Genomic DNA, 24627 nt, shown 5'->3' with positions numbered 1-24627 from the left:
CATGCATATAGCACTTCAATTTAAATTATCGCTTAGCTAATTTGTAAATATAATCTATTAAAATGAAAAAATTACATGGCTTATCTAGTTGTAAAATCCAGGCGTAATTTTTATTTAATATAATCAGTAAGTTAAAGCTATATAATAAATTTAAAGTTGGTATAGACCCTGCAACTCTATTGTCACTACCTAAGTGAAAAGAATAGTGGAGCAAATTGATATGGCACAAGCTAAACAAAATCAAGATCAGATTGACCTACATGTAATGCCTATTAACGTTCGACAAAGAGCTATAAAAAACTTAATTAATGCGCTTGTGATAGATGAGTATGTTAGTGAAATTCAACAAAGCATCACTGAGTTAGAATCTAACCTTAATGATATAACTATGCTTAATCAGCCCGGTAATATTTTTTAATACAAGGTTAATAACACTAATCATAAATCGGATTGTCATGAGGTAACTATGTTTAACCTAACGCCTAATCAAAAAAGCAATACAGCATCAGAACAAGCTAAGAATACATTTTGGCAGGCAATATCAGCTAGTCCAAATTTAATGATAAAACTACATAACAGTGATTTACATAGCGAGCCTATGCGAGTGCAGTTTGATCAAGATGCTAGAAGTAAACTTTGGATTTATACAACAAAAAATAATAGAATTGCATCTGGTGGTTTGGCGATGGCACAATTTATAAGTAAAGCGCATGATGTTTTTGCTTGTATAAGTGGTCAACTCGTTGAAGAAAAAGATCCTCTTATTATAGACAAATACTGGAGCAAAGAAGTCGAAGCCTGGTATCCAGATGGAAAATTAGATAGCAACCTATTAATGTTACGATTCGAATTATCAGATGCTGAAATTTGGTTAGTGAATAACACAACAGAAGCGTTTGATAAGTTCGCAGTTGGTGCGACAGTAACCTCTAAAGAAGTTGGTTCGCACCAGAAAATAAAGTTATAAGCTAAGATATGAATAGTAAAAATTATACAAGCTTAGAGGTTGTGCCGTACATTGATTAGAGCCATTACGTTTAGATTAACTCAGCGAAAGGTAACGTTAATGGCTTCGTTTGTTGTTACAACTTAATTATAAATGTAAGCCCCAGTCATCCCAAGCTGCACGAGCCAGTTGTTCACGAAATTGTGGTGCAGCTATGGCGATTAAAGCTTTGGCTCGCTCAGTTAAACTACGAGCGCGCAAATTAGCAATACCGTGCTCTGTAACAATGTAATGAACATGAGCGCGAGTAGTAACAACACCTGCACCAGGACTAAGTAAACTGCTGATTCGAGATACTGCGCCACCACTCGCTGTTGCGGGAAGAGCAATAATAGAACGACCGCCTTCCGATAAGCCAGCACCGCGAACAAAGTCCATTTGACCACCCACGCCAGAATAAATTTTGGTACCTAAAGAGTCGGCACACACTTGGCCGGATAAATCTATCTGTAAGGCACTATTAATTGATACTGTTTGCGGGTTTTGCCTAATAACGGCAGTGTCATTAGTATATTCAACATCTAAAAAGGCTAATTCAGGGTTATCGTCTATAAAATCATATAATGCTTTAGTACCCATAGCAAAGGTGGTAACGGTTTTACCAGGGTGTTTCTTTTTGTATTTATTAGTAATAACGCCTTGCTCTAATAAGGGCAAAACGCCATCAGAGAACATTTCAGTGTGAATACCTAAATCTTTATGGTTACCTAAGCAAGCTAAAGCTGCATCGGGTATAGCACCTATGCCTAATTGTAAGCAGTCTCTATCATGAATTAAGCTGGCAACATGTTGGCCTATTTGGCCGGTAATGGTATTTTGTGCAGCAGGTAAATGAGGTGATAATTCTGCACTAAATTCAACATAGCGATCAAAGCGACTTAAGGGCACCATGGCATCACCATGGGTGCGCGGCATTTTAGGGTTAACCCAAGCAATGACTTTTTTCGCCACTTGTAAGGCTGCGCGAGTCGCTTCAACAGAAACGCCTAAGCTACACCAGCCATGTTTATCAGGCTGCGATACTTGAATTAATGCTACATCTATAGGTTGTTCGCCACTGCGGAACATCTTTGGAATTTCTGATAAGAAAGCAGGAACATAATCGGCATAACCCGCATTAATAGCGGGGCGGGTGCAGCGGCCGACAAAGAAGGCGCGTTGTCGTAAATGGCCATGCAATTCAGGAGTGTTAAGGCAATCACTTTGTTCTGTATGTAATTGCAGTAAAGTAAGATTTTTACGATTCAAAGCAACTTTAGCTAAAGACTGCAATAAATAATAAGGCGTTGCAGCCATAGAATGGCACCAAATAATTTCATTATCAGAAATAATATCGAGTGCTTGTTCAGCAGTATTAACGCGCATAGTAGCTCCTTATGAATTTAGTCCACCTATAATAGAATAAATAACAATTATAGCTATTGCGCTTGATCAAAGGGTTAGCTATATAAACATATAATTGTCGCGGTAAGAAATTATTATCAGCAAATTTTTTAATTGTTTAAGAATATAAGTGTCTGCTGTATTCTTTGCTGAAGGGTAAGTTGATAATAAGGAAGTTAAAATTGAAAAAACTAATATTTATTGCACTTATTGCTTTTGGTGGCTGGCAGTATTATCAAAAGCAAACAGTGGTACCTGTAGTAGAGCCGGTTGAACAGGTTTTTCCTGATTATTCAATTCCGCTACAAAAAGCACGAGACACTGCTAATAAGTTACAATATAGGTGTGATGGGCGTCAGCATTGTAGTCAGATGACTTCTCGTGCTGAAGCCGAGTTCTTCCTAGAAAATTGCCCTAACACCAAAATGGATGGGGATAACGATGGTATTCCTTGCGAAAACGATTCTAGATGGTAAAACAAAAGTGGCGGTTAATTTGCCACCTTTTTAACGAGATAGCGAAATGGTAGTTCATTAGTATCACTGGCTAAAAGCTCATGATCCATAAAGCGGCAAAAAGCAGGAATGTCTCGAGTTGTGGCAGGATCGTCAGCAATTATTAATAAGCTTTGCCCAGGTTGCATATTGCGAATGGTTAATCGGATCATCATAACAGGCTCAGGGCAACGCATGCCTAAGGCATCTAAAGTTTTATCTGCGCTGGTAAATAACTGCTCCATCATAACTCCGATATTCAGCAAAAAAATAAAAAGGACCGTAAAACGGTCCTTATAGTAAACTATAACAATGCTCGCTGCCAGACTAAGGCCGTTCAAACACTGTTGCAATGCCTTGGCCTAAACCAATACACATAGTGGCTAAGCCATATTTACCACCCTTATCTTCCATAATGTTTATAAGGGTAGTGGCTATGCGTGAGCCCGAACAACCAAGCGGGTGCCCTAAAGCAATAGCACCACCATTTAAGTTAACCTTTTGATCGGCCACCTCTAGCAAACCTAAGTCTTTCATAACCGGTAAGGCTTGAGCAGCAAAGGCTTCGTTTAGCTCGGCATAGTCAATATCGGCAATGCTTAAGCCGGCCATTTTTAATGCTTTTTTAGAGGCAGGCACTGGGCCATAGCCCATAATAGATGGATCACAACCTGCGACACCCATGCCTCTTATATAAGCACGAATAGGTAAACCTAAAGCTTTAGCTTTGTCTTCACTCATAACTAGCATGCCAGAAGCACCGTCTGATAATGCAGATGACGTACCCGCGGTGACAGTACCGTTTACTGGGTCGAAAACAGGGCGTAGGTTGCTTAAGGCTTCAACTGTGGTTTCAGGACGGATAACTTCATCGTATTCCATTAGCTTTAATACGCCGTCGGCATCATGACCTTCAGTTGGCACAATTTCGTTAGCAAAGCGGCCTTCAACACTGGCTTGTTGGGCTAAACGATGTGAGCGAGCGCCAAATTCGTCTTGTTGCTCACGGCTAATGCCGTGCATTTTACCAAGTAACTCAGCGGTTAAACCCATCATACCCGCGGCTTTGGCAACTGAGGTTGATAAACCAGGGTGGAAGTCAACACCATGGGTCATAGGTACATGGCCCATATGCTCAACACCACCAATTAAATAAACATCACCCATACCGGTTTGAATTGCTTTAACTGCATCATGTAGCGCTTGCATAGAAGAGCCACATAAACGGTTAATGGTAACAGCGGGCACCGAGTGTGGAATTCCGGCAAGTAGCGCGGCATTACGTGCAATATTAAAACCCTGCTCTAAGGTTTGCTGCACACAGCCCCAAATAACATCATCTATTTCTTCTGCTTTAAGCGCAGGGTTACGGGCAATAAGTGACGCCATAATATGGGCTGAAAGCTGCTCGGCACGCACATTGCGGTACATGCCATTTTTAGAACGTCCCATAGGGGTGCGAATACAATCTACTATAACTGCGTTATTCATTATTTTGCTCCTGCGCTTAAACTGGGAAAAAACGCTGGCCAGCTTCGGCCATAGCGCGGGTTTTGTCTGTAACCTGATATATTTCACCTAAATGAGCAAAGCTATCGGCTAAGGCGACAAAGTTAGCTAAACCTAGGGTATCAGCATAGCGTAGCGGGCCACCACGGAATGGCGGGAAGCCTAAGCCATAAATTAATCCCATGTCAGCTTCGGCTGCAGTTGCTACAATACCTTCTTCTAAGCAACGAATTGTTTCGTTAATCATCGGGATCATAGTGCGAGCAATAATGTCTTCAGCAGAGAAGGTTTGTTGTTTCGTTGTGCACTTAGCTAATAAAGCACCGGCTGTACTGTCGATGTCTTTTTTGGTTCTGCCTTTTTTATCTTTACTGTAAGCATAAAAGCCTAAACCATTCTTTTGGCCATAACGCTCGGCTTGATACATAGCGCTAACCGGATCATTCGCTAATTTTGCCATCCGGGTAGGGAAGCCATCAGCCATAACGTCTGTACAATGATAAGCGGTATCTAAACCAACAACGTCAAGCAAGTAAGCCGGACCCATAGGCCAACCAAACTGCTTTTCCATCACTTTATCTATTTGAGTAAAATCGGCACCGTCTAAGACTAATTTGCTAAAGCCGGCAAAATAGGGGAATAAAACGCGATTAACAAAAAAACCTGGGCAGTCGTTAACAACGATAGGTGATTTACCCATTTTAGCAGCATAAGCAACAACGGCGGCTACCGTTTCATCGCTAGTATCTTTACCGCGAATAACTTCTACTAAAGGCATGCGATGGACAGGGTTAAAGAAGTGCATGCCACAGAAGTTTTCTGGGCGGGTTAAATTAGCGGCTAGGGCATTAATAGAAATAGTAGACGTATTCGAGGTTAAAATTGCATCATTAGCAATAACCGCTTCTACTTCTTTTAGTACTGCGCCTTTAACTTTCGGGTTTTCTACTACAGCTTCAACCACTATATCGGCATTTTTTAAAGCGTCATTATTGAGTGTTGGGGTAATAGAGGCAATGACTTTAGCCATTGACTGAACATCTAGCTTGTTGCGTTCAACTTGTTTAGTAAGCAGTTTAGTGGCTTCTGCCATGCCTAAATCTAGGGCTTTATCGGCAATGTCTTTCATTACCACTGGCACGCCTTTAAGTGCCGACTGATAAGCAATACCACCGCCCATAATGCCTGCGCCAATAACAGCGGCAGACTTCACTGCTTTTGTGGCTGTTTTAGCGGCTTTTTTTGCTTTGCCTTTAATAAGTTGGTCATTTAAAAATAAGCCAATTTGTGCGGTTGCGGCATCAGTTTTGGCGAGTTTAGCAAAGCCAGCATTTTCTAATGCAACAGCTTCAGCGCGGTGCATGCCGGCTGCGGCTTCAATTGTTTGCACTGCGACCATAGGTGCAGGGTAGTGTTTACCTGCTTTTGCCATTACCATGCCTTTTGCTGTGCTAAAGCACATGGTCGCTTCAGTTTTGTTTAATTTTAAAGGTTGTAACTTTGCTTGACGCTTTTTTTGCCAATCAAGTTTACCGGCAATAGCATCTTCTAGCATACTTAACGCAGCATCTTGCAATTTTTCTGGGGCAACAACAGCATCAACAGCAGCAAATTTTTGCGCTTGCTCGGCCTTAAATTGTTTACCTGTGGTTATCCACTCTAAGGCGTTGTCGGCACCAATTAATCTTGGCAAGCGAACTGTGCCGCCAAAGCCTGGCATTAAGCCTAGCTTTACTTCAGGTAAGCCAATTTGAGCCGTAGTATCTGCAACACGATAATCGGAAGTGAGTGCCCACTCACAGCCGCCACCAAGAGCAAAACCATTGATAGCAGAAACAGTCGGAACAGGTAAATCTTCAGCAAGATCAAAAATGTCTGAGGCTTGTTTAATCCAAGGTACTAACTGAGCCTCTTCTTGCAAAAAGGTAGATAAAAATTCGGTAATATCGGCACCAACAATAAAGGTATTTTTTTCACTAGAAAAAATCACACCTTGTAATGCTTTGTCTGCGTGCAGTATGGTTAAGGCTGACTTACAATCAGCTAAGGTCTGCTGATCGAATTTATTGACAGAGCCTTTAGCATTGAAAGTAAAGCGGGCAATGCCAGGTTTGATATAGACAACACTAATGTTGTCACTCTGGTAAATCATAACGGTGCTCCTTGGTCGCGTAGGTTGAATTGTCGCAACTGGTACGATGAGAGTTTCACAACCAGTGTGTCGTGCTTTAAGTAAAATTTCAACTGCTATTTAAACGTGTGTTTGAATTTGTTTGCAACAATAAGTGTTAACTATAGATGTTATTTAAATTTTTTTGTTATTTAGGGAGTAAGATCGTGAGACGAGCTCTGTATTTTTTTAGTTTTTGTTTAAGTGTATCAGTAACAAGTTATAGTTTAGCTGAAGAAAATACGTTGCGATCAGAGTTTAGCCAAGCTGAACTTACTATAGGCAGTATGCGCTATGCTGATGCTCAAGCAACGCTGAAAAAATTTGCTGATTATCCTTTACAGCCTTATCTTGAGTTTGAGCGTTTAAAGCAACACCTTACTGCAGATCAACGCATTGCTGACTTTTTACAGCAGTATAAAAACTCACCTATGGATTGGCCGTTAAGAAAAGAGTGGTTATTAAGCTTAGCAAAGCGTAAGCAAACACAATTATTTTTAGCCAATTATCATGGCTCTGCAGATGCCGAATTAGAATGTTACCAATTACGGTTCGAGTTAGCCCAGCCTAATGCTGATAAAGCAGAGATTTGGCCTAAGGTTACAAAGTTATGGACGGTGGGTAAGTCGCAACCTAAGGCGTGTGATGCGCTATTTACCGTTTGGCGAGATGCAGGGCAGCAAACACCAGAGATTGTTTGGCAACGTTTGCGTTTAGCGGCAGAAGGGGGCGATGCAAGTTTAATTCGCTATCTTAAAACCTTATTACCTAAAGAGCAGCAATATTTAGCCGATATGTATCGGCAAACACGATATAACCCAAGCGCTATTGCTCGTGCTAAATTTTTCACTTTAAAAAAGCCGCAAGAGCGTGACATCTTAGCTTATGGTTTAAAGCGCTTAATTTGGCGCGATGCTGATAAGGCCATTGCCACCTGGCAGAAGTTTATCAATGATCCTTATTTTACTGCTGCTCAGCGTGTAGATGTTCAGCGCCAATTTGCTATAGCATTAGCGAATAGAGGGGATGAGCGTGCCAGCGATTGGTTTAAACAGTTACCCGCTGAATTATTAGATAACACTTTAGCCCAGTGGCAGGTTGGTAGCTTATTATTAGAGCTAGACTGGCCAAAAGTGCAGGCAACTATTGAAGCTTTTCCAGCGGATTTAGCCGCTAATAACCGTTGGCAATATTGGTTAGCACGAGCTTATGAACAGCAAGCTATGCCTGAAAAAGCTAACGAGATATTCCAACAGCTAGCATTACAGCGCCATTTCTATGGCTTTATGGCAGCAGCAAAGCTAGGCTTGCCGCCAAGCTTAGCCCATGCACCTGTAACGGTTAGCGATACAGAAATTCAGCAATTAAAAAAGCATCCCGCAGTACGTCGTGCTCAGGAGTGGTTAGCCCTTAAGCGCAATACTGAAGCGCGCCGGGAGTGGAACTACCTACAAAACAATGCAACAGAGCAACAAAAACTCGTTTCAGCCAAGCTTGCTCATCAGCTGCAATGGTATGACAGAGCCATATTTTCATTAGCAGATGTAGGTTATTGGGACGATATTGAATTGCGCTTTCCATTAGCGTATCAAGATGAAATAAACCTTGGTGCGACAAAGGCTAAAGTGGATTCTGGCTGGGCGATGGCGATAGCGAGGCGTGAAAGTTCATTTATGGCGGATGCGCGCTCACCCGTTGGTGCACAAGGTTTAATGCAATTAATGCCGGCAACAGCAAAAGAAGTGGCTAAAAAAGCGGTCTCGGTAACACAATTGAATGATCCAATACTCAATATTGATTATGGCACTGATTACTTAAATTATTTATTGCAGCGCAATGATGGTAATTTACTAATGGCGACCGCAGCCTATAATGCAGGATATAGCCGAGTAAAGCAGTGGATACCCAAAGATTACGCATTACCGGCTGATATTTGGATTGAAACAATTCCATATCGTGAAACGCGGGAATATGTAAAAGCTGTGATGGCGTATTATCAAATATATAATATTCGCCTGAATGCTAATAATGATGTATTTGAACCGTTATTAACAATGCAGATTGGGGTCATAGTAGATTAATGCTATGATGCGTCGGATGTTTTTTAGTCAATAGGGTCAGACATTTATGACACTTTCTTATCAAGCGCTATACCCAGCGCATATTGCTGAATTACAGCAGCGGGTACAACAATTATTGGCGCGAGAAAACCTAGATGCTCTAGTTATTCACTCAGGACAAACTAAGCGCAGATTTTTAGATGATATGGATTATCCCTTTTTTGTTAATCCTCAGTTTAAAGCTTGGTTGCCGGTAGTTGATAATCCCCACTGCTGGTTGATTGTTGATGGTGTAAATAAACCAAAATTAATTTTCTATCGTCCAAAAGATTTTTGGCATAAAGTACCAGATGAACCTAATGGCTATTGGGCTGAACAATTTGATATTCAGTTATTAGAAAAAGCAGAAAGTGTTGAAACCCTGCTGCCTTATGATAAGGCTAATTTAGCTTACATTGGCGAGTATATTGAAGTTGCGCAAGCACTTGGTTTTAGCGAAATAAACCCAGAACCAGTGCTAAACTACTTACACTATCACCGTGTTTATAAAACACCTTATGAATTAGCTTGTTTGCGCATAGCTAATAAGCTTGCGGTTAGTGGCCATAAAGCGGCAAAAAGTGCATTTTTTGCCGGTGGCAGTGAGTTTGATATTCAGCAGGCATATTTAGCAGCAGTAGAACAAACAGAAAATGAAGTGCCTTATGGTAATATTGTTGCGCTTAACCGTAATGCAGCCATTTTACACTACACTGGTTTAGAGCGGCGAGTTCCAGATCAGCGTCATTCCTTTTTAATTGATGCTGGCGCGTCGTTTAATGGTTATGCTGCTGATATTACGCGTACCTATAGTGGCGAGCGTAAAAATGAATTTGCTGAATTAATTAGTGCCGTTAATCAGGCGCAGTTAGCATTAATTGAGCAGCTTAAGCCTGGCGCTAAATATGGTGATTTACATGTAAACTGTCATCGGTATATCGCTGAAATACTAAATCAGTTTGATTTTGTCAAATTAGCGCCTGAAAGCATTCTAGAAAAGCAAATTACGCGTAGTTTCTTTCCGCATGGTTTAGGTCATCATTTAGGGCTACAAGTACATGATGTAGGTGGCTTTATGGCTGATGAGCGGGGCACGAGTGTTGCCGCACCTGAAGGGCATCCTTACCTGCGCTGTACCCGAGCAATAGAAGCCAATATGGTATTTACTATAGAGCCAGGTTTATACTTTATAGATAGTTTATTGGCAGATTTAGCTGAAACTGATGCCAATAAATATATCAATTGGCAAAAAATAGATCAGTTCCGTCAATATGGCGGTATTCGCATTGAAGACAATATAATTGTTCACCGTGAGCGCAATGAAAATATGACGCGCGAGCTAAAACTGGACTAAGTCTGAAGGACGCCACTAGGTATGCAGTACCGCTCTATAATTCGGATCCTGGGGTTGCTAATCGCAATCTTCAGTATCACTATGATCCCACCTGCCTTTGTTGCACTAGGGTATAACGACGGTGCTGGCGTACCTTTTTTATTGTCTTTTTTACTTTGTTTGTCTATTGGCTTTACTATTTGGTATCCGCATCGAAAGCATCGTGCTGAATTAAAAGTGCGCGATGGTTTCTTAATAGTGGCCCTGTTTTGGGTGGTGTTAGGTGCTGTTGGCGCTATCCCCTTTATGTTAGCGTCAAATCCTAGCTTGAGTTTAGCCAGTGCTATGTTTGAAGCCTTTTCAGGCTTAACTACCACAGGTGCTACGGTACTAACCGGCATTGAATTCTTGCCCAAGGCAATTTTGTATTATCGTGCTCAGCTGCAATGGCTAGGTGGTATGGGAATTATTGTGTTAGCTGTGGCTATTTTACCTATGTTAGGTGTGGGTGGTATGCAGTTATATCGCGCAGAAACGCCTGGGCCAGTTAAAGATAATAAAATGACGCCTCGTATAGCCGATACCGCTAAGCATCTTTGGTATATTTATTTAGCTTTAACTCTGGCTTGTACAGTGGCTTTTTATGCCGCAGGAATGAATGTATTTGATGCAATTTGTCATGCTTTTGCCACTATCGCTATTGGCGGTTTTTCTACTTATGATGCCAGTATGGGCTATTTTCAAAGCCCAGTAATTAATACCATTTGTATGGTTTTTCTATTAATAAGTGCCATTAACTTTCCATTACATTTTGCTGCTATGCGCGGTAAAAGTGTTAGTGTCTATTTTCGCGATCCCGAGTTTAAAGCTTTTTTATTGCTACAAGCGGCCATTATTTTTATTTGCTTTATGGTGCTGTTAAAAACAAATACCTATAGCTCTGCTTCTGAAGCCTTAAACCATGCAAGTTTTCAAGCGGTCTCTATTTCGACAACAGCAGGCTTTGCCACCGATAATTTTTCGGCTTGGCCGTTATTTTTACCTATCTTATTAATCTTTTTCAGCTTTGTCGGTGGTTGTGCTGGTTCCACCGGTGGCGGCTTAAAAGTGGTTCGGGTAGTGTTGTTGTTTTTACAAGGTAAGCGTGAGCTAAACCGCTTAATTCACCCCAGAGCTGTGTATGCCATTAAATTAGGCCGTCGTGCTGTACCAGATAGAGTTGTAGAGGCTATTTGGGGCTTTTTTGCGGCTTATGCATTAGTGTTTGTTGTTATTATGCTGTTGTTAATGGCGACAGGACTAGATAGTGTTACGGCTTTTACTGCCACAGCGGCTTGTTTAAATAATCTGGGACCGGCATTAGGCGCAGCGGCTGCACATTATGGTGATGTCCCAGATATGAGTAAGTGGTTGCTAATAACGGCGATGGTGTTTGGTCGTTTAGAAATATTTACCTTATTAGTATTGTTCACGCCAACATTCTGGAAAGATTAAATAAAAATAGCGCTGACTTGGAATAGCTTTTCTACTTCAGCGATATGTTTTTTATCTACCATAAATAGAATAACGTGATCATTACTTTCTATTACAGTGCTGTTTTTAGCAATTAATACTTCATCTCCGCGAACAATAGCGCCGATAGTGGTGCCAGGCGGAAGTTTTAATTTACCTATGGCTTTACCAACTACCTTACTACTGCTGCTATCGCCTCGTGCTATAGCTTCCATGGCTTCGGCAGCACCTCTGCGCAATGCGTAAACATTAACAATATCGCCACGACGAATATGGGTAAGTAGTGCGGATATAGTAGCTTGCTGGGGTGATACTGCTATATCTACTTCGCCACCTTGCAATAAGTCAACATAAGCACTGCGCTTAATCAGTACCATGGTTTTTTGTGCGCCCATCCGCTTGGCTAACATGGCCGACATAATATTGGCTTCGTCATCATTAGTAACAGCAATAAATACGTCCATTTGCTCAATATTTTCTTCTTCAAGCAGCTCGGGATCTGAGGCATCACCCACATAAACGCGGGTGCTATCTAAAGCGCTAGAGAGAAACTCTGCTCGCTCTTTACCGCGTTCTATAAGTTTTACGCTATGGGTATCTTCAAGGGCACGCGCTAAACCAAAGCCGATATTACCGCCACCGGCAATCATAATGCGCCGATAATTACGCTCTAGCTTTTGTAGTTCGCTCATAACCGCACGAATATGCTTAGTGGCTGCAATAAAGAAAACTTCGTCATCAGCTTCAATTATGGTGGTGCCAAGGGGTCTAATCGCATTGCCGTTACGGTAAATTGTTGCAACACGAGCATCAATGTTAGGCATATGCTCTTTTAAGGTAGATAATGCATGGCCAACGAGTAATCCACCATAATACGCTTTAACCGCGACTAAACTTACTTTGCCTTCTGCAAATTCAACAACTTGTAATGCACCTGGGTAATCAATTAAACGGCGAATATAATTAGTAACTAAGGCTTCAGGTGCAATAAAGTGATCTACTGGCATATCATCTTTATTAAAGAGCTGTTCGCGATATTTAAGGTATTGGGTCGCACGAATCCGGGCTATTTTTACTGGCGTGTTATACAAAGTATAAGCGACTTGGCAAGCAACAATATTAACTTCATCACTGTTTGTTACCGCGACAATCATATCGGCATCTTCAGCACCTGCTTGCTTGAGGATGTCGGGATGCGAGCTATGACCATGAACAACCTGTAAGTCATAGCGATCTTGTAATGAGCGTAATTTGTCGGCGTTAACGTCAACAACCGTAATGTCATTTTGTTCGCCGACTAAGTTTTCGGCTAGGGTTGCGCCAACTTCACCAGCACCTAAGATGATAATCTTCATAGTTTTTGCTAATCCTTGCTGTCTTTAACTAACAGTGCATAGTAAAAACCGTCTAGTTGTTGTTCATTTGGCAGTATTTGCCAACCTATAGTTGTGCTATCCGGTTGATGTTGAATAGGCTCTAAACGGGCATCAGGGTGTTGTGCTAAAAAATCGCTGATTTGTTGCTGATTTTCTGCAGGTAAAACACTACACGTAGCATAGAGTAAACGACCACCGGGTGCGAGTAATGGCCAGCAGTGTTGTAATATTTGCTGTTGCAGGGCGACTAAGGTTGGAATATCGTTATTTTTTCTTAACCAACGAATATCCGGATGACGGCGAATAACGCCAGTTGCCGAGCAGGGCACATCTAATAAGATACGATCAAATTGCTGCCCTTGCCACCAAGTGTCTGGCTGTGCCGCATCAGCCGCAATAACGGTTGCTTTTAAGTTTAACCGCGCTAAGTTTTCGTGAACCCTGGTTAAGCGTTTAGGCTCTTTATCTAATGCGGTTATTTTAGCACCTGGGGCCAGTTCGGCTATATGGCAAGTTTTACCACCAGGGGCACAACAGGCATCTAAAATTAGGTGATTATTTTTGACATCAAGTAAGGTTGCAGCATATTGAGCCGCTGCGTCTTGTACTGAAAACCAACCTAAATCGTAACCCGGTAATTGGCTAACATCTTGAGCCTGCTTAAGCACAATTGCAGTAGGCATAGCAGCTATGGGTTGCTGGTGTTCAATATCTTCAGCGGTTAAAGCCGCGCTATAGTCTGCAGCAGAGATAACGTTGGCATTAACGCGTAGCCAAAGTGGTGCTTTGTGCTGGTTTGCTAATAAAATATCTTGCCATTGCTCTGGATAAGCTTGTTGTAATTGTTTAATTAACCAGCCCGGATGATTAAAACGTACTGCATCTACTGCATCGTTAAAATCAAAAATACCAGGATGACGCTGCACATTACGCAGCACGGCATTAATAAGTTTTGTTAGCGACTGGCCTTTTAAAGCTCGTGCTGCTTCTACGGTTTCACTAATAGCGGCGTGATCAGGTATGCGCATAAATTTAAGTTGGTAAATACCCACATACAACAAAAACTGCAGTGGCCTTAGCTGCTTTACCAGTGGCTTAACCATTAATTGGCTAGTGGCTGCTTCTAGTTGCGGCAGATAGCGCATAACTCCAAAACATATTTCTTGCAGTAGTGCTTTATCTAAATCGTTACTTAGCTTTGCTTGGGCTCGAGGTAAGGCTTCTGACATGGAGAGGCCATTATCAATAATATCAAAGCAACATTGAGCCGCTAAAACGCGCACACTTTGGCTCATAATGCTTTCTCAGTGTGGCTAGATTTAATGATGCTATTTAACGCTAACCAATCGGCTCGGCCATTGAGAAAGTCTGCGGCGGACATGGCTTTTTTGCCAGGCGGCTGTAACTGAGTAATATTAAGTACGCTATCTTGGCAGGCAATACGAATGCCCTGTTTGTCAGCGGCTAGTATTTGACCTGGGCTGGCAGCGGTTGTTAGTGGTTCTGGGCTTGCTTGCCACACTTTGACCGTGCCTTGCTGTAATTTAATATAGCTTACCGGCCAAGGATTAAAGGCCCGGATTTCACGATCTAACTGTTGTGCCGTTTTAGTAAAATCAAGCTCGGCTTCGTCTTTACTTAATTTATGGGCATAGGTGGCTAAATTGTTGTCTTGTTTAACCGCTTGATGCTGTTGGCTGGTTAAGTTATTTAACGTATCAATTAAAGCGGCTGGGCCAAGTAGGGCAAGGGTGTCGTATAAAGAAGCACTAGTGTCGCTATTCGAAATAGGGCAGCGGCTAACCGCTAACATAGCCCCAGTATCTAATCCGGCATCCATTTGCATAATCGTGACACCCGTTTCAGTATCGCCGGCCCAAATGGCACGTTGAATAGGGGCTGCACCCCGCCAACGTGGTAAAATTGAGCCATGTACATTTAAACACCCTAGCTTAGGCGTATCTAAAACAGTTTGTGGTAATAACAAACCATAGGCTACCACTATCATAATATCGGCATCTAGACTAGCTAACTCTGCTTGAGCTTCGCTAGTTTTAAGTGAGCTAGGCTGATACACCGGCAAATTGTGTTCTAAGGCAAGTTGTTTTACTGCGCTAGGTTGCAATTGCTGGCCTCGCCCTGCTGGCCTGTCGGGTTGGGAGTAGACGGCTATAACTTGATGTTGGCTGTCAATAAGCGCCTGTAAATGGCGCGCGGCAAAATCCGGCGTACCGGCAAAAATAATTCGTAACGATTGACTCACAGTATTTCCTGATTACAACGCGTGGCGTTGTGCCATTTTGGCTTCTTTTTCTAATTTTTTACGAATACGGTCGCGCTTCAACGGCGATAAATAATCAATAAATAATTTACCGACTAAATGATCTAGTTCATGCTGCAAGCAGATTGCCAGTAGTCCATCAGCATCTAGGGTAAACCAATTGCCCTCTACATCTTGAGCTTTTACTGTTACTGTTTCTGCGCGATCAACTAAGGCATAGTTTTGCGGAACAGATAAACACCCTTCTTCGTAGCTTGTTTTACCATTTAGTGCGCTTAGTTCAGGGTTTATGAATACCATTGGTTCATTACGTTCTTCTGAAATGTCGATAACGACAATACGCAAATGAGCATTAACTTGAGTTGCTGCTAAACCAATGCCATTCTCGTCATACATGGTTTCAATCATGTCTGCTACTAGTGTCTTGATTTCGCTCGTGATTTTTTCTACCGGCTTAGCGATTGTCCGCAACCGGTCATCTGGATAATGTAAAACATTTAAAACGGCCATAGTACCTACAAAAATATGCTTTGTTTCAAGGATTGTGTTATGTTTTAATTTTAGCCATTAATCCGCTGTATTAACAGTATAGTGTGCAACAATTACAACTAAAAGAGCTCAAGGATGCAGGCATGCTGAAAAAAATTGCAATAATTTTAACTTTTTTACTAGTTAGTGGCTTTTTTGTAGCACAAGCTGATGTACTTACAATTCGTGAAGACGCACCACAAAGCTATGTGGTGAAGAAGGGAGATACACTGTGGGATATTTCTGCCCTATACTTAACCGAGCCTTGGTTATGGCCGCAATTGTGGCAGATGAACCCACAAATAGATAATCCGCATCTTATTTACCCAGGTGATACCTTAACCTTAACGTATGACGCTCAAGGCCGACCTCGTTTGGCTATTAACGAAAATGTTAAAAGGCTATCGCCTACAAGTCGCAAAACCTTAAAAGGTGATAATGCGATTAGTACCTTACCTTTAAGTATGATTCGTCCATATTTGACCTTTGAACAAGCATTAACAGAAGAACGTATTAACGCGTTACCTTATGTTTTGGGTTCAAATGCTAATGTGAAAAACTCAACGAATAACCATATTATCTATGTTAAAGGTGTATTAGATGCTGGTGCATCATATGGTGTTTACCGTAAAGGTAAGCCTTACATTGACCCAGAAACCGATTTAATACTAGGTTATGAAACTAAGTTAGTCGCAACCGCCCGTGCATTTCGTAGTGGTCGTGCCGCAACAGAAGATAAGCCACTTGAGGCTGCGTCATTAAATGTGTTGAGCGTTAAGCGCGAAATTAAACAAGGCGATAAAGTAATGCCTGCGCTTGAAGGGCAATCATTACCAGCATTCTTTATCATGACAAAACCTACTTTTGATATTGAAGGTTTAATTATTGATACTACTTCTGACTTAAGAGAATTTTCTAAATGGGATATCGTCGTGCTAAATCGTGGTTCTTTACACGAATTAACAGCTGGTCATATGTTAGGCATTTACCGTAACTCACCTGTTGTCTTTGATGGTAAAGACGGTCCAGTTTATATTGAAGATGGCAATAAGTTACAAAAAGCAATGCGCAACTTTGGTGATAACAGTATTCAATTACCAAGGGAAAAGGTCGGTGAGCTAATGGTATTTAAGGTAGCAGAGCGTACGAGTTTCGCTATTGTAACTAAAAATAGTAGCCCAGTGCGGGTTGGAGATTTAATCTCAAACTTATAATCATTCTAGATGGAGCCAGATTGCTATGAAGGATCTACGCAACTGGCTCGCTTTAGCCACAGTGCATGGCCTTGATGGCCTGAAGTTCCAACGTCTAAGCGAGCATATTACCGCGGCTGAACTCGTCGCCTTGCCAGCCAGCGCATTAAGAAATATTGGTTTCACCTCACGCCAAGCGCAATTATTAGCTTATGAAAGTGAGGCTAAAGTTGAATTAGCGCTTCGTTGGTTAGAGCAAGCTGAAGATCACCATATTATTCCTTATAACCACCCCGATTACCCAGTCTTACTGAAGCAAACTAAACAACCGCCACTGCTCTTATTTGTTAAAGGGAATCCGCAAGTATTATCGCAACAGCAACTTGCTATGGTTGGTAGCCGGCAACCTACACCAACGGGGCGCAGAATTGCCCAAGACTTTGCTGCAGAGCTAACTCAGCAAGGCTATGTAATAACAAGTGGCATGGCCAGAGGTATAGACACAGAAAGCCACAAAGGCGCCTTACAAGCATCAGGCATTACTATTGCTGTTTTGGGCCACGGTTTAGATCAAATTTATCCTGCTGCAAATAAAAGCTTAGCTGAACATATTGCTGGCCAAGGAGCATTAGTGTCGGAGTATTTTCCACAAGTTGCGCCTTTACCTAAGTATTTCCCACAGCGTAATCGCATTGTAGTTGGTTTAAGTATAGGCACTATAGTGGTTGAAGCTGCATTAAAAAGCGGCTCATTAATTAGTGCTAATTTAGCAGCTGAATATAGTCGTGATGTGTTTGCGGTACCTGGCAATATTTATAATCCGCAAAGTGCAGGGTGCCATTTATTAATCCAACAAGGCGCTAAACTTGTCACTTGTCCGGCCGATATATTAGAAGAGCGCAGCTTTTTAACTAGCATTTGCACAAAAAATGAGCCAACAGAGTCAAAAAATTGCAATACAGACTTGTTTACAATGTCGTTGTTGGCTAACGTAGGTGATGATGTTACCGCAATAGATACCATTGCTGAGCGTTCAGGTTTGGCCGTTACTGAGGCAACCATTGCCTTATTAGAGCTTGAGCTTGCCGGTGAAGTTGCCACCGTTCCTGGTGGCTATATCAGAGTGAGGAGTGCCTAAGTATGTTTGATATCCTCGTTTATCTGTTCGAAAACTATATTCATAATGAATCTGATATTTATGTTAATCATGCTGAATTAACTAAAGAGTTAAGCAAAGCTGGATTTCATGATGATGATATTTTTAAAGCCCTAAAATGGCTAGATCACTTGTCTGCTTTACAGCAAAGTGATGTTAAACCTTATATTGATCATAGCATCAGTGGTTCTACACGGATATTTAGCCAACAAGAGCTGCAGAAAATAGATGTGCAGGGACAAGGCTTTTTATTATTTTTAGAGCAAATAAATGTATTAGATGTAACCACCCGCGAAATGGTTATTGATCGGGTGATGGACTTAGATAGTCACAGCATCAGCCTTGAAGACTTAAAGTGGGTGGTGCTAATGGTGTTATTTAACGTTCCTGGCCATGAGTCGGCCTATACACAAATGGAGGAACTTATTTTTGAACAACCAGAGGGGTTGCTGCATTAATTGGATTAAAGCGTTATGACAGAGACGGCTAATTTATTTTCGTTCGAAGAGCGCAAGCAGTTTTGCCCTAAATGTCAGCAACCCTTAGTTATTCGTTCCGGAAAAAATGGCGCTTTTCTAGGTTGCAGCAGTTACCCTGAATGCGATTATATTAAAGCGCTACATCAACATGAAACTACGTTAGTTAAGCTTTTAGAAACCGAGCCCTGCCCAGAGTGTTCTGCACCCTTAGCGGTAAAAAATGGCCGTTATGGCATGTTTATTGGTTGTAGCAGTTACCCAGACTGTCACTTTATTGTGTCGCAGCACGAAGCCGATAAAGACCAACAAAAATTGAGTTGCCCAAAATGTAAAACGGGTGAAATAACAGAACGCTTAAGCAAATATGGCAAAACCTTTTATGGTTGTGATGGTTACCCGCAGTGTAAGTTTTTAGTTAATGATAAACCCTGTGCAGGTAAGTGCGTGAGCTGTGGATTTAACTTATTAGTTCAGCGTAAGGCTGCTTTTTATTGTGCGGATAAGCGCTGTGGGCAAAAGCAACCGGCAGACTAAGCTGCCGGCATTGCTGATGGTTATAGCTGTTCTAGCATGGTTGTTAACTGTGGAAAGGCCGCAGCAGGCAATAAGTCTATTAACTGATTAAACTTATGCTTAAGTTCGGTTTTATTGACTGCTGATAAATTAATATGGCCCATCTTTCTACCTGGACGTTTGCTTTTACCATACCAATGTAGCTGTAAGCCTGAAATCGCTAATATCTCGTTTGGCAGAGAGTCTTCACCTAGAATATTAATCATGAGTGTTGGCCGGATCAGATCTGTGCTACCCAGTGGTAAACCGCAAATAGCGCGTAAATGCAACTGAAACTGACAGACGTCAGCACCTTGTTGGGTCCAATGGCCAGAGTTATGCACTCGAGGCGCTATTTCGTTTACCAAAAGCTGCTGGTTAACCTCAAAGAACTCTATAGCCAACACGCCGACATAATTTAAGCTATTAGCCAGTTTAGTGAAAACTTGCTCTGCTTGCTGCTGCAAGGCCGTTGTAGCTTCTGCAATAACAGAGGTACTTAAAACGCCATTAACATGGTGGTTTTCCGTTAACGGGTAAACGCTAATATTGCCGTTAGCGTCGCGAGCACCAATGAGTGAGACTTCGCGTTGGAATGGAACAAACTTTTCTGCCACTATCGCTTGTTTAGGATCCGCCGCTAAGAAGTCGGCTATTTCCTGCCATAATACAGCCGCTTGCTCTGTCGTTTTTAAACGCCACTGGCCTTTACCGTCATACCCGGCTAAGGCACTTTTAAATACTAAAGGTAAGCCCAAATCTGTAATAGCTTGTTTAAACTGGGCTTCTGTATTAACAATGGCGTACTCGGCTGATTTTACCCCAGCATTGTCTAGTAATTGCTTTTCAATACGCCTATCACCGCCGGCTTTAATTGCTTCAGCGCCAGGCAAAAACTTACCACTTTGTTGGCATTGCTCTAATATAGGCAGCGGGATATGTTCAAACTCTGCGGTAATAATATCTGCATCAGCAATAGCTGTGGCCAAACCACGGCCAATAGCTTGTTGACTTATAGCATCGACAATAGTGTCAGTATTCACATCATATGCATTAATTTGTAAGTTTAATGGCGTGCCAGCTAAAGCCATCATTCTGGCTAGCTGACCGGCGCCTAATACTAATATTTTCATAGCGCTACCTTAGATGGATCTGGCTGGCTTAAAACAGTTTCGGTTTGCTTGGCGCGAAAGGCATCAATTTTTAACATTAAATCTGGATTATTCGTCGCAAGAATTTGGGCTGCTAATAAACCGGCGTTAGCGGCACCTGGGTCACCAATGGCTAAAGTCCCTACGGCAACACCCTTTGGCATCTGCACTATAGATAGTAATGAATCTAACCCTTTTAATGCTTTTGACTGCACAGGAACACCAAGTACCGGTAAGCTAGTAAAAGCGGCAGCCATACCTGGTAGGTGTGCAGCACCGCCAGCACCGGCAATAATAACTTTAATACCGCGCCCTGCTGCAGAACTTGCATAGTCGGCTAATAATTGAGGAGTGCGGTGAGCAGAAACAACTTTGGTTTCATAGGCGATGCCAAACGTATCCAGCATTTCAGCGGCATGTTTCATGGTTGGCCAATCAGAAGTAGAGCCCATTATGATTCCAACTTGCATTGTTGTTTCCTTTTTTAGTGATGAACAAAGTGCGTGAAGACGTTATTATAACCGCTTGCGCTACTGAATAACATTTTAACTGTGCTATTTGCACAAAAATCGATAAGGTAAATTGGCACTATGTCAAATTTAAACCAAGTATTACAAGCTTTACAGCAAGACGGTGTTATTGCATATCCTACCGAAGCTGTTTTTGGTTTAGGCTGTGATCCTGATAGCGAGATAGCGGTTAAAGCCTTACTAAAGATTAAACAAAGACCCGTCGAAAAGGGGTTAATTCTTGTTGCGGCTAATTATAATCAATTACTACCTTATGTTGACGATCAAGCTATTCCTAAAAAAATGCGGCAGCAAATTTTAGCTAGCTGGCCTGGCCATGTTAGCTGGGTGCTACCTGCTAGTGATGCAGCGCCGGCGTGGATCACGGGGAAATTTGATAGCATAGCCGTAAGAGTAAGCGCCCATCCTGTAGTGCAGCAACTTTGCTTAGCTTTTGGTAAACCTATTGTCTCTACTAGCGCTAATTTATCGGGACAACCAGCAATCACAGATGCCCAGCTGCTTGTAGAGCAACTTTCTCAGCACCTTTCTGCTATCATGCCGGGTGATCTAGGTGGAGCTGAACAGCCCAGCCAGATCCGTAATGCACTCACAGGCGCTATTGTAAGGAGTTAACATGACCTCGAGTCAAGACCACACGCATTTACACCTCGTACAGCAATTCTTATTAAAATTACAAGATAATATCTGCCAAGCACTAGAGCAGGCTGATGGTAATGCTAAGTTTGTTGAGGATGCATGGCAACGTCCTGGTGGGGGCGGAGGTAAGAGTCGAGTGTTGACAGGTGGCCATGTTTTCGAGCAAGCTGGGGTGAATTACTCTCATGTTTATGGGGCTAATATGCCAGCATCTGCAACGGCTCACCGCCCTGAATTAGCAGGTTGTAGTTTTCATGCTTGTGGTGTGTCTTTAGTTATTCACCCGCATAATCCTTATGTGCCGACAACCCATGCCAATGTCCGCTTCTTTATTGCCGAGAAACCTGGCTCGGCGCCTATATGGTGGTTCGGTGGTGGCTTTGATTTAACACCTTTTTATCCATTTGAAGAAGATGTGGTGCACTGGCACCAAGCTGCCAAAGCAGCAGTTGATCCTTTTGGCGTTAACTTTTATCCAGACTATAAAAAATGGTGTGATGATTATTTCTATTTAAAACATCGGCAAGAAACACGCGGAGTCGGTGGCTTGTTTTTTGATGATTTAAATCATTTAGGCTTTGAGCAAAGCTTTGCCTTAATGCGCTCAGTTGGCGAAGCCTTTACTTCAGCTTATTTACCTATTGTAGAAAAGCGTAAAGATACCGCCTACGCTGAGCACGAGCGTCAGTTTCAGTTATATCGGCGCGGTCGTTATGTTGAGTTTAACTTAGTTTATGACCGAGGCACGCTGTTTGGACTACAAAGCGGAGGCCGTACTGAGTCAATTCTTATGTCAATGCCACCTTTAGTCCGGTGGGAGTATGGCTATACCCCTGAACCAGATAGCCCAGAAGCTTTGTTGTATCAACGTTATTTACAGCCACAAGACTGGTTAAACCTTAACGATTAATCATATGGCTGGCGAGTTGACCAAATGAATGACTTAAGCCTTGGCGAAGCAGTTTATGTTCAACGACTTCTTCTAAGGCTTTATCCATACAGAACATCCATTGATCACGTAGCTGCTCAGTAACAGCAAAAGGCATATGGCGAGCCCGTAAGCGAGGGTGGCCGTATTGTTGCTCGAAAAGCGGTGGGCCACCTAACCAGCCAGATAAAAACTGAAAAAACTTCTCGCGAATGGCATCTAAAGGCAAAGGATGAATGGCATAAAGCTCGGCTGCCTCAGGGGCTGTTTCCATAATGTCATAGAAGCGGTTAGCTAATAACTTAACCTGAGCTTCACCACCCATAATGTCATAAGGTGTGCGTTCAGGCGTAGGAAGGGAGCTGTTTTTTGTGTTAGCTTTAAATATTCTGTTCATTAACTTTTTAATAGGCATCTAATTTGGACCGTTATGCTGTTTTTGGCAATCCGATAGGCCACTCGTGGTCGCCTTTTATACACGCACAGTTTGCTCTAGCGTTACAGGAGCCACTGCAATACGAGGCCATTCTAGCACCGGTAAATAAGTTTGCCGACAGCTGGCGCGAATTTGTTACTCAGGGTGGTAAAGGAGCTAATGTAACCGTTCCCTTTAAACAACAAGCTTATCAATTAGCCGAGCACTTAACCGAGCGAGCTAAACAAGCACAAGCAGTAAATACCCTCTATATAGATAGCAAAGGTAAAGTCTGTGGCGATAATACCGATGGAATAGGTTTAGTCATGGATTTACAGCGCTTAGGCCAAAGCTTAGCTAATAGCCGTATTTTAATTGTAGGTGCTGGAGGGGCAACCAGAGGCGTAATAGGGCCTTTATTACAAGCCGGCGTAAGGCAAATAGTTATTGCTAATCGCACGCTAAACAAAGCCCAAGCAATAGCGGCTAGCTTTAGCTCGCAAGTGCAAGCTACAGATTTACAACAAATTCCTGAAATTAGCTATAACATTATTATTAATGCTACCTCTGCAGGTTTAACGGGAGAGCGGCCAAAACTTGAAGCTAAACATATGCGTTACTGTCAGCTAGCTTACGACATGTTATATGCTGGCAAACCAACAGCTTTTTTAGCTTGGGCTAAACAACATGGGGCAGAGCAGCAAGCTGATGGGTTAGGCATGTTAGTGGCACAGGCCGCTGAGTCATTTTATATTTGGCGCGGCAAAAGACCCGAGATCACACCAGTGTTAAGCTTATTAGCAAAACAACTAACAACAACAAAATAGCAGGCTGCATGAATCAACAATTAATTTTTAATAATGACTTTGCTTATAACCAAGCTAGACAAGCAATAACCTTTAGCTGTTTAGTCTCAGGGTTAAAAGTAACTTGTTATATAGGCGTTGCTGAGGATCGCTCTCATGAACTTGCACTGGCTGAAGTTATACAGCAAGCCTTTAGTTGGGAAGATAGCGCCGAGCAGGCCATTGCCGACGACGCTTATAATAGTGCGGGAGAAATTTGGCTTTAAGCCTCTGATAAATATTCATCTTTTAAAATAACGTAATTTGCAGCAGACTCAGTAAGAAAAGCAATTTCAGCAGCATTAAGAGGCCGCGCTTGTTTAGCAGGGCTGCCCACATATAAATAACCGCTTTGTAGGCGTTTACCGGGTGGCACCAAACTGCCTGCACCAATGATAACATCATCTTCTACTACGACATCATCCATAACAATGGCACCCATACCCACGAGAATACGGTTACCAAGAGTACAACCATGCAACATAGCCTTATGACCAACAGTGACATCTTCACCTATAATAAGTGCGGAGCCTTCAGGTTTCCCAGGGCTAGGTCTAGACAAATGTAAAACTGTACCATCTTGAATATTAGTACGGGCACCAATCCGCATAATATTAACATCACCGCGTGCAGCCACTAACGGCCAAATGCTCACATCATCTGCTAATTCTATATTGCCAACTAAAACTGCTGACTCATCTATATAAACTGCTTTACCAAGGGTAGGTAAAATACCTTTATAGGCTCGTATCGTCATAAAATCCTCCAATGCTGAGATATTATGCAGTAAACGCTGTAAAAAAGCGCGGATTGTAGAAACTTTATGCGAACGAAACAAAGTTTGTCATTTTTCTGTAATAAGCGCTTGCGCATCAATTAAAAGGCTCTATAATGCGCGCCATGCCAACGGGGATACGCAGTAAGGTAGCTCGGAAGGGTTTAGAAAGTGAGTCAGCATTCTTTTAAAAAGACGCTTGACACACAGAGTTAAATCTCTAAAATGGCGCCCTCGCTTCGAAGCTGGTTTAAACGGCTCGAAACGGGAAAA

26 protein-coding genes are annotated in these 24627 nt (G+C 42.2%); 14 read left to right on the top strand and 12 right to left on the bottom strand.

All coding sequences use genetic code 11. The features are described from left to right. The first annotated feature begins 220 nt into the window (after positions 1–220). Positions 221–418, top strand: a complete 198-nt coding sequence (locus ACRCA4_RS10320) for a hypothetical protein (RefSeq protein WP_433187897.1) — start codon at positions 221–223, stop codon at positions 416–418. A gap of 48 nt (positions 419–466) precedes the next feature. Then, entirely contained in the window at positions 467–967 is a 501-nt protein-coding gene (locus ACRCA4_RS10315) for a pyridoxamine 5'-phosphate oxidase family protein (RefSeq protein WP_433187894.1), read from the top strand. A 126-nt stretch (positions 968–1093) separates the two neighbouring features. Here ACRCA4_RS10315 and ACRCA4_RS10310 read toward each other — a convergent pair whose 3' ends face one another. Further along, positions 1094–2371: an acetyl-CoA hydrolase/transferase family protein gene (locus ACRCA4_RS10310; RefSeq protein WP_433187891.1), complete on the bottom strand. Its 1278-nt coding sequence runs from the start codon at positions 2369–2371 to the stop codon at positions 1094–1096. A 200-nt stretch (positions 2372–2571) separates the two neighbouring features. On the opposite strand from ACRCA4_RS10310, the gene ACRCA4_RS10305 reads away from it, so the two are divergent. Then, entirely contained in the window at positions 2572–2865 is a 294-nt protein-coding gene (locus tag ACRCA4_RS10305) for an excalibur calcium-binding domain-containing protein (protein ID WP_433187888.1), read from the top strand. A gap of 14 nt (positions 2866–2879) precedes the next feature. On the opposite strand, the gene tusA is transcribed toward ACRCA4_RS10305, so the two are convergent. The 3 genes from tusA to fadB form a co-directional block, all read right to left on the bottom strand. Beyond that, positions 2880–3128 carry a sulfurtransferase TusA gene (tusA, locus tag ACRCA4_RS10300; RefSeq protein ID WP_433187886.1) on the bottom strand — a complete coding sequence of 83 codons (249 nt, stop codon included), beginning with the start codon at positions 3126–3128 and terminating at the stop codon, positions 2880–2882. Positions 3129–3210: 82 nt separating this feature from the next. Then, on the bottom strand, positions 3211–4374 hold the full coding sequence (gene fadA / locus ACRCA4_RS10295) for an acetyl-CoA C-acyltransferase FadA (RefSeq protein ID WP_433187883.1): 1164 nt from the start codon (positions 4372–4374) through the stop codon (positions 3211–3213). A gap of 16 nt (positions 4375–4390) precedes the next feature. Continuing rightward, complete coding sequence (gene fadB, locus ACRCA4_RS10290; RefSeq protein ID WP_433187880.1) at positions 4391–6544, bottom strand: fatty acid oxidation complex subunit alpha FadB; 2154 nt, start codon at positions 6542–6544, stop codon at positions 4391–4393. A gap of 185 nt (positions 6545–6729) precedes the next feature. On the opposite strand from fadB, the gene ACRCA4_RS10285 reads away from it, so the two are divergent. From ACRCA4_RS10285 to ACRCA4_RS10275, 3 genes are read left to right on the top strand one after another with little or no spacing between them, the layout of a single operon-like run. Next, positions 6730–8643 (top strand): transglycosylase SLT domain-containing protein, encoded by a 1914-nt coding sequence (locus ACRCA4_RS10285; protein ID WP_433187877.1) that lies wholly within the window; start codon positions 6730–6732, stop codon positions 8641–8643. Positions 8644–8689: 46 nt separating this feature from the next. After that, complete coding sequence (gene pepQ / locus ACRCA4_RS10280; protein WP_433187874.1) at positions 8690–10015, top strand: Xaa-Pro dipeptidase; 1326 nt, start codon at positions 8690–8692, stop codon at positions 10013–10015. Positions 10016–10036: 21 nt separating this feature from the next. Beyond that, positions 10037–11488, top strand: a complete 1452-nt coding sequence (locus ACRCA4_RS10275) for a TrkH family potassium uptake protein (protein WP_433187872.1) — start codon at positions 10037–10039, stop codon at positions 11486–11488. On the opposite strand, the gene trkA is transcribed toward ACRCA4_RS10275, so the two are convergent. From trkA to def, 4 genes are read right to left on the bottom strand one after another with little or no spacing between them, the layout of a single operon-like run. Then, complete coding sequence (trkA, locus tag ACRCA4_RS10270; protein WP_433187870.1) at positions 11485–12861, bottom strand: Trk system potassium transporter TrkA; 1377 nt, start codon at positions 12859–12861, stop codon at positions 11485–11487. The genes ACRCA4_RS10275 and trkA overlap by 4 nt on opposite strands. An 8-nt stretch (positions 12862–12869) precedes the next feature. Beyond that, positions 12870–14177, bottom strand: a complete 1308-nt coding sequence (rsmB, locus tag ACRCA4_RS10265; protein WP_433187867.1) for a 16S rRNA (cytosine(967)-C(5))-methyltransferase RsmB — start codon at positions 14175–14177, stop codon at positions 12870–12872. Then, the gene (gene fmt, locus ACRCA4_RS10260; protein ID WP_433187864.1) at positions 14174–15145 is read right to left on the bottom strand and encodes a methionyl-tRNA formyltransferase; all 972 of its coding nucleotides are present in this window, start codon (positions 15143–15145) and stop codon (positions 14174–14176) included. The genes rsmB and fmt overlap by 4 nt, the downstream gene beginning before the upstream one ends. Positions 15146–15157: 12 nt before the next feature. After that, positions 15158–15673 (bottom strand): peptide deformylase, encoded by a 516-nt coding sequence (def, locus tag ACRCA4_RS10255; RefSeq protein ID WP_433187861.1) that lies wholly within the window; start codon positions 15671–15673, stop codon positions 15158–15160. 122 nt (positions 15674–15795) lie between these two features. Here def and ACRCA4_RS10250 point away from each other — a divergent pair, with 122 nt between their 5' ends. Genes ACRCA4_RS10250 through ACRCA4_RS10235 form a run of 4 tightly spaced genes read left to right on the top strand, consistent with a single transcriptional unit; the run spans position 15796 to position 19053 of the window. Then, positions 15796–16905: a LysM peptidoglycan-binding domain-containing protein gene (locus ACRCA4_RS10250; protein ID WP_433187859.1), complete on the top strand. Its 1110-nt coding sequence runs from the start codon at positions 15796–15798 to the stop codon at positions 16903–16905. A gap of 25 nt (positions 16906–16930) precedes the next feature. After that, entirely contained in the window at positions 16931–18022 is a 1092-nt protein-coding gene (gene dprA / locus ACRCA4_RS10245; RefSeq protein WP_433187856.1) for a DNA-processing protein DprA, read from the top strand. Positions 18023–18024: 2 nt separating this feature from the next. Beyond that, on the top strand, positions 18025–18498 hold the full coding sequence (locus tag ACRCA4_RS10240; RefSeq protein WP_433187853.1) for a DUF494 family protein: 474 nt from the start codon (positions 18025–18027) through the stop codon (positions 18496–18498). Positions 18499–18513: 15 nt separating this feature from the next. Then, the gene (locus tag ACRCA4_RS10235; protein WP_433187851.1) at positions 18514–19053 is read left to right on the top strand and encodes a topoisomerase DNA-binding C4 zinc finger domain-containing protein; all 540 of its coding nucleotides are present in this window, start codon (positions 18514–18516) and stop codon (positions 19051–19053) included. A 20-nt stretch (positions 19054–19073) separates the two neighbouring features. Here ACRCA4_RS10235 and ACRCA4_RS10230 read toward each other — a convergent pair whose 3' ends face one another. Beyond that, positions 19074–20204 carry a 5-(carboxyamino)imidazole ribonucleotide synthase gene (locus ACRCA4_RS10230; protein WP_433187848.1) on the bottom strand — a complete coding sequence of 377 codons (1131 nt, stop codon included), beginning with the start codon at positions 20202–20204 and terminating at the stop codon, positions 19074–19076. Continuing rightward, the gene (gene purE, locus ACRCA4_RS10225) at positions 20201–20692 is read right to left on the bottom strand and encodes a 5-(carboxyamino)imidazole ribonucleotide mutase (protein WP_433187845.1); all 492 of its coding nucleotides are present in this window, start codon (positions 20690–20692) and stop codon (positions 20201–20203) included. Before purE ends, ACRCA4_RS10230 begins: the two co-directional genes overlap by 4 nt. 120 nt (positions 20693–20812) lie before the next feature. Between purE and ACRCA4_RS10220 the strand changes: the two genes are divergently transcribed. Next, positions 20813–21367 (top strand): Sua5/YciO/YrdC/YwlC family protein, encoded by a 555-nt coding sequence (locus ACRCA4_RS10220; protein ID WP_433187842.1) that lies wholly within the window; start codon positions 20813–20815, stop codon positions 21365–21367. 1 nt (position 21368) lies between these two features. Further along, a complete protein-coding gene (hemF, locus tag ACRCA4_RS10215; RefSeq protein WP_433187839.1) occupies positions 21369–22301 on the top strand; it encodes an oxygen-dependent coproporphyrinogen oxidase in 933 nt (310 codons plus the stop codon). Here the strand turns inward: hemF and ACRCA4_RS10210 are convergent. Next, positions 22291–22716, bottom strand: a complete 426-nt coding sequence (locus ACRCA4_RS10210) for a group II truncated hemoglobin (RefSeq protein WP_433187836.1) — start codon at positions 22714–22716, stop codon at positions 22291–22293. The genes hemF and ACRCA4_RS10210 overlap by 11 nt on opposite strands. Positions 22717–22739: 23 nt before the next feature. Between ACRCA4_RS10210 and aroE the strand changes: the two genes are divergently transcribed. Together aroE and ACRCA4_RS10200 are read left to right on the top strand one after the other, a co-directional pair. Then, positions 22740–23561, top strand: coding sequence for a shikimate dehydrogenase (gene aroE, locus ACRCA4_RS10205; protein WP_433187833.1), 822 nt, complete (start codon positions 22740–22742; stop codon positions 23559–23561). 8 nt (positions 23562–23569) lie between these two features. Beyond that, positions 23570–23806, top strand: a complete 237-nt coding sequence (locus ACRCA4_RS10200) for a DUF1488 family protein (protein WP_433187830.1) — start codon at positions 23570–23572, stop codon at positions 23804–23806. Here the strand turns inward: ACRCA4_RS10200 and ACRCA4_RS10195 are convergent. Continuing rightward, positions 23803–24336, bottom strand: a complete 534-nt coding sequence (locus ACRCA4_RS10195; protein ID WP_433187827.1) for a gamma carbonic anhydrase family protein — start codon at positions 24334–24336, stop codon at positions 23803–23805. The two genes, ACRCA4_RS10200 and ACRCA4_RS10195, sit on opposite strands and share 4 nt — an antisense overlap. Positions 24337–24627: the final 291 nt, after the last annotated feature.

It is taken from the genome of Rheinheimera sp. WS51, assembly GCF_050936095.1.
In the GTDB taxonomy this organism is placed as follows: Bacteria; Pseudomonadota; Gammaproteobacteria; order Enterobacterales; family Alteromonadaceae; genus Alishewanella.
This window is presented reverse-complemented; position numbering and strand designations above follow the sequence as displayed.